Genomic DNA, 5977 nt, shown 5'->3' with positions numbered 1-5977 from the left:
CGGTAACAACGGAACCGACAACGGCAACAACGGAACCGACAACGGTAACAACGGAACCGACAACGGCAACAACGAAACCGACAACGGTAACAACGGAACCGACAACGGCAACAACGAAACCGACAACGGCAACAACGAAACCGACAACGGTAACAGCGGAACCGACAACGGTAACAGCGGAACCGACAACGTCGGCAACGAGCTGGACGATGCTCCGAAAACCGGAGACAACAGCGTATCGCCAATCTTCTATATGGTTTTGGCGCTGATGTCCTTGATGACGATTGGGTTCTGTCTACTCGGTAACAAGAAGAAAAAGCACATCCAGTGACCGGGAAGGCGGTAAGAAAATGAGCAAAACTAAAAAGTTTCTTATCGCCGTTTCCTCCCTTCTGTTGGTATTTTCCCTCGTTAATATTGCGAGAACCTTTCTGGGGGATTATGCCGAGCAGCAGAAAATCGAAGAGCTGACAAAAGTTTGGGAGGAAGGGTCGGACAAAGGCGGAGGGGATGCATTCCCCTCCCTTTTGTTCAATAAGGCGAATGAGCCGGTTATGCTTCCCGAATTTCAAGAGCTTTACGAGAGGAACTCGGACATCGTCGGCTGGCTGAAGATTGACGGCACCCGAATTGAGTACCCAGTCATGCAGAATCCACAGGATGCGGAGTACTATCTCAATCATGATTTCGATAAAAAGGAAAACAAAGGGGGCCTCCCCTTTTTGGACGCGCATAGCCGGACCAACGGTTCGGACATTTTGCTGATTCACGGACACCACATGAAAAGCGGCTGGATGTTTAAAGATTTAATGAAGTACAAGAACGAAAGCTTTTATAAAGAGCATGCTACGTTCCAGTTCAGCACGCTTTACGAAAAGGAAGAGTATGAAATTGTTGCCGTTATTCTGTCAAAAGTTTATCGCAAATCGGACGACGTTTTTAAATACTACCAGATTAAGAAGGTAAGTACGCCCGCCGAGTTTGACTCATATATTCAGAACATCAAAAAACTCGCTCTTTACGATACGGGCGTGACAGCCCGATATGGCGACAAGCTTATTGTACTGTCTACGTGTGAATACTCAACCGAGGACGGCCGGTTAGCGGTGATCGCCCGAAAGCGTAAATGACGATATTGAAACACGGTGTCAAGCTGCTTCATATGCGTTATAGAAGAGAGGCAGGGCATTAGTGCCTCTCTTCTATTTTTTTGTGACCAATCTCTCCATCTGACGCCACCGTTTCGTTCCTTAAGCAAATGCACCTCCAGCATATCCTCTTCATACAGACAAGGAAATGGATCATCCCTTATTAGTCATGTTAGCCACCTGTAGAATCTAGGAAATTAGTGAAGAATACTACAGTATACTACATTTAAATGCTCTGTAAGATGTGCAGCTCTTAAATAGTTTTACTTAAAGGAGGTTTATTACAGGATTGATTGAGCAAAAGGTGGGCTACCTGATGAATGAAGAACTTATACACCTACCACGTCTTTGTTCTACTTTTACGATATAAACTGGGCGTTTGCCGTTACTAGGACAGGTGTCCCTACATAGAAATAAGTTGATGAGAAAGGCTTATGTCATGAGCAGGGATGGTGTAAAGTAGATGGCACAAAAGTTGAAAAAGAAAAGTACACGATTAACCGGAAGGATCGTAATTCCGGGCAATCCGTCATACAATACGGCCAGAATGGAGTTCAATAGGCGCTTTTCCAAATTTCCAAGGGTCATTGTTTTTTGCCAACGAACTCAGGATGTGATCAACGCAGTCAAATGGGCTCGTGAACGGGGCATACGGCTGCGAGTGCGCAGCGGGCGGCATAGCTATGAAGGCTTCTCGGCTGTAAATGGCGGTATTATTATCGATGTGAGCGAGATGAATAAGGTTAAGGTTGATCGAAAAAATAGAGTGGCCATTGTACAAACGGGAAATTCACTTGCCCGTGTGTACAAAAAGCTGTGGGATAAGCGTGTGGCCATTCCGGCGGGGACTGCGCCCGACGTAGGCGTAGCTGGGCTTACCCTGGGAGGAGGCATTGGACTTCTTTCCCGCAAATATGGACTTACGTGCGATAACTTGAAACAAGTGAAGATGGTCGTAGCTTCGGGACGGTATGGGGCAAAGACGATTGTGGCAAACAGGAAGAAACATTCCGATCTGTTGTGGGCATCACGAGGCGGAGGGGGAGGGAACTTTGGTGTTGCTACAGAATATACATTTCGGGTTAGACCGATCTCATCGGTATCTATTTACAGTATTACGTGGAAATGGAGTGATCTTGAGAAGGTGTTACCGGCTTGGCAGCGCTGGGCCCCGTCTGTCACGAACCGCTTAACCTCAACAATTGAGGTGGCTGCCAAGCAGGTGGGAACCATTGTATCTACTGGGCAATTGCTTGGCGGTGCAGAGGAGCTGCGTCGATTGATTAGACCGCTCTTGCGAGCAGGCACTCCGGTGAAGGTGATGGTGAAGACAGTACCTTTTATTGAAGCAACCAAATTTTTTGCCGAATCGGACCTGAATTTGGAACCGAAGTTTAAAATAACTGGGGCCTACGGGTTCCAAGCTTTGCCGCCTGAAGGAGTACGAATTATACGTGACTTTTTATCCAAAGCACCCAACAGACATTCTAGCGTGTGGAGTCAATGCTTAGGTGGTGCAGGAAGCGCGGTGAGTCGAGTATTGCCTACTGCAACGGCCTATCCTCATCGGAAGGCTGAGACAATCTACGAACTGTCAGCCCGCTGGAGAAACAATGGGGAGCAGGAGCGGAATATTCAGTGGGTGGAAAGGTTTCGCAGAGCGTTACGTCCCTTTGTTAAAGGGGATTATGTGAATTTTCCCGATCTGCAGATTAAGAACTGGCCCAAGGCGTATTATGGCGTGAACTTTGGCAGATTGAAGCAGGTGAAACGAAAGTACGATCCTCATAATGTGTTTCGTTTTGCTCAGAGTATTCCAGTGGATAAATAGGTCGGAAAATGACAATACGCACACCAGATCGAAATTGCTAAAAGAGCTGACAGATGCAGCTCCTTTAGCAATTTCGCTGATAGAGACGTAAGTTAAGCTGAACCGTATCATAAGTAGGGCAAAAAATAATAAGAGCTACGAATTTCAATACCAATGCGCTTCAGCGTATGGACTTTCAGAAGAACTTTAGTCTTAGGTAACGACTTTAGTCGTTGACATTCATGTCAAAATCAACCTGCTTTGAGCAGGTGGTCGTTTAAGTGGGACGATGTAGCTTTTGGTATTGATGAGCATACTTGGTTGCAATATGTCGGTGCGTATAAAAACTTAACCTGGAAGCCAGGAGCTCCACCTCCGCCAACATCAATTAATCCACTTGCTGGAAAAACTAAGTTAGCCGGAACACAAGTAATCGTCGATGCCAATCATATTCTTAGGTTGATTGGTTCAAAAGTCACATGGGGGAATACGAGCAAGCACAGTTATTGAAGGAATTTGTAGACACTGAGCTTGTGCCTGGTAACTTATCAATCGCCAAACCCTGAAAAATATACAGACAATGCTAGCGACTACATTTAATTCATGGAGAGGCTGATATAAAAATGGACTTGTTGTAAGTTATGCAATAAAGGCTAGGCGCTACTCCAGTGAGAGAGCTGCCTGTGAAAGATGGCTCAGAGGGTGTTAGATATACTTGATGATATAATGGCATAAAATATTAAAAAGGATGACTGATATGAAAAAAGCAGTGAAAGTAGCCTCCTAATATTAAATTAATTATATTAGGGGGCGTTGAATATGAAATTCAGTATTATTAATCGTGACAATTGGTATCGAAAAGAATACTTTGAACATTATTTACAACAACAGACAACATTCAGTATGACGAATGAAATTAATATTACTGTTCTAATGAAGAACTTAAAGAAAAAGGGATATAAGTTATATCCTGCGTTTATTTTTATGGTTACAAGAATAGTTAATTCTCACAGAGAATTTAGAACGTGTTTTAACTCAGAGGGTAATTTAGGTTATTGGGCAGAGATTTGTCCTTGTTATACTATTTTTGACAATAGGACACATACATTTTCAGCCATTTGGTCGCCAAATATGAACAATTTTTCAGAGTTTCATTTTCAGTATGAAAAGGATGTCCGAAAATACAATGGTACAGGTAGTTTATTTCCAAAAGAACCTATACCAGATAATAATATTCCGATATCTATGATTCCTTGGAGTTCTTTTAAAGCGTTTAACTTAAATATTAATAATAGTGGAAACTTTCTCTTACCAATAATAACTGGGGGAAAATACTCCCAAGTAAATGATGATTTATTCCTGCCTGTCTCTTTACAAATTCATCATTCTGTTTGTGATGGCTACCATGCATCTGTTTTTATGAATGATTTACAAAGATTCGCTAATGAAAGCGAAGACTGGGTTTAACTGGTCGTTGTAGTAAAATAATTTCACCAATTGGTCCAATGTTTAGTCTCGTTTGTTGATAAGTTTGGCGTTCGATGGTGCTTCATGGTTTAAACGTATGTGATTACAAAGTAGGGCCATCCGACAAAGGATGGCCCTAAAAACTTGCCGTTACAGACAGCGCGGTGAACCGTATCAGAAGCGGATAGTTAGGGAAATGTATACGCATTTTTTAAATAAATTTGTTAAACTATAAGTAAGAAAGCAGATTTCGAATATATTACATGCTTTTATAATGGAAACGAATCGGCTCTTCTCTGGGTTATGTATCTCCAAATCAGTATGAACGGTTGTACCGAAAACCCGCTTGAAATTCTCCACTTGGGGTGTCCATTCTATTGACAGTAGTCCAAGCTGTTTGCTGCACCAGTTGTATACTGGTAAATACTTACTTAAGATAGGTAAGACCCATAGAAAAATAATAAAATTGCTGGATAAGCAAATAGAGGAAACCTGGCTATAGTCAACAGGAGGGTTCAAATATGTGGTTTGGGAAGAAAGAAACGCAACTGGATCGAATAAAAAACAAACTGAGTCAAGCCATGCGCAAAGACGCGGATTTCTCGGTGTTTGGAGCATCCTCACATCAATATAGGGTTAAAGAGAAGCTTACAGCAAAAGAGCTGGCGGACTGGCAAGTCCACAATCATGTCACACTTCCTGAGCCTTACGCGCAGTTTTTAACGAAAGTCGGCAACGGAGGCGCCGGACCCTATTATGGAATTTATCCGATTGAAAAGGCAACTTCCTACACCGAGCGCCAGGCACTCCTTGCAAAATCCGTTCTGCATCCCGGGATGACCAAAGAGGAATGGAACCATCTGATTGAGCCCCTGACCAAGGAGGAGGACATTCCCGATGAGGAATACGACGACACCTGTAATAAGGTGTTGGGCGGCATGTTGTGCATAGGCACCCAAGGCTGCGAATACGACATGTATCTCGTACTTGAAGGGAAACACAGGGGGAGAATTATGTACACCTCCGATTTTCATCCCAATCATCCCTTTTTCTTTGTCTATGAAGACAGCTTTCTGGACTGGTACGAGCGCTGGCTGGATGAAATTATTCTGGATTATGATATCGGGTGGTTTGGCAGTCGAATGTCGGGTGATGAGAATGCGCTGATCCAGATTTATCAGAGCGCTCCAAACGAAGAAATCCAAGTAAAAGCGCTTGATGGAATGTTCAAGTTTAAGGAAATCTCTCAGCCAACCCTTGGTTTTTTGAAGAATATTGCGGAGCAAAGCTCAAAAAATCGGACCACAGCCATTTGGCTAATCTGCAAAACTTCTTTTGACGCGGGTAGAAAATATCTTCTGGAGCTGTTGCAATCGGATGGGCATGAGGATTTTCTGCAAGCTTTACAGATTCTACATGCTTCCAGTAAAAATGCGGATTTAACGGAATTTATTCCAGTGATCTTGCAAAGGCTTGACAGGATTCACGACCCGGAAATCTTGCGTTATGCAGGGTATATCTTGGAAGATAACGGTGCGATTACTCTCCGGGA

The 5977-nt window shown here is 43.4% G+C and carries 5 protein-coding genes and 1 pseudogene; all 6 read left to right on the top strand.

Annotation, left to right across the window (positions count from 1 at the left end):
* A partial coding sequence (locus tag ACWXW9_RS23965; protein WP_494931486.1) for a hypothetical protein occupies window positions 1-331 on the top strand: 331 nt, incomplete at its 5' end.
* Window positions 332-350: 19 nt separating this feature from the next.
* Entirely contained in the window at window positions 351-1130 is a 780-nt protein-coding gene (locus ACWXW9_RS23960) for a class B sortase (RefSeq protein WP_494931485.1), read from the top strand.
* Window positions 1131-1611: 481 nt separating this feature from the next.
* The gene (locus ACWXW9_RS23955; protein WP_494931484.1) at window positions 1612-2979 is read left to right on the top strand and encodes an FAD-binding oxidoreductase; all 1368 of its coding nucleotides are present in this window, start codon (window positions 1612-1614) and stop codon (window positions 2977-2979) included.
* 249 nt (window positions 2980-3228) lie between these two features.
* A pseudogene (locus ACWXW9_RS23950) lies at window positions 3229-3509 on the top strand (hypothetical protein); the annotation flags it as partial.
* Between the two features lie 268 nt (window positions 3510-3777).
* Entirely contained in the window at window positions 3778-4425 is a 648-nt protein-coding gene (catA, locus tag ACWXW9_RS23945) for a type A chloramphenicol O-acetyltransferase (protein ID WP_494931483.1), read from the top strand.
* Between the two features lie 521 nt (window positions 4426-4946).
* Window positions 4947-5977: SMI1/KNR4 family protein (locus ACWXW9_RS23940; protein ID WP_494931482.1), on the top strand; the 1031-nt coding region annotated here is incomplete at its 3' end.

This window comes from Paenibacillus sp. LT-B23 (assembly GCF_059417685.1).
This window is presented reverse-complemented; position numbering and strand designations above follow the sequence as displayed.

Bases quoted from the DNA above. Each gene is read 5' to 3' on its own strand.
- catA (WP_494931483.1), top strand. From the start codon at position 3,778: ATGAAATTCAGTATTATTAATCGTGACAATTGGTATCGAAAAGAATAC.
- ACWXW9_RS23955 (WP_494931484.1), top strand. From the start codon at position 1,612: ATGGCACAAAAGTTGAAAAAGAAAAGTACACGATTAACCGGAAGGATC.
- ACWXW9_RS23960 (WP_494931485.1), top strand. From the start codon at position 351: ATGAGCAAAACTAAAAAGTTTCTTATCGCCGTTTCCTCCCTTCTGTTG.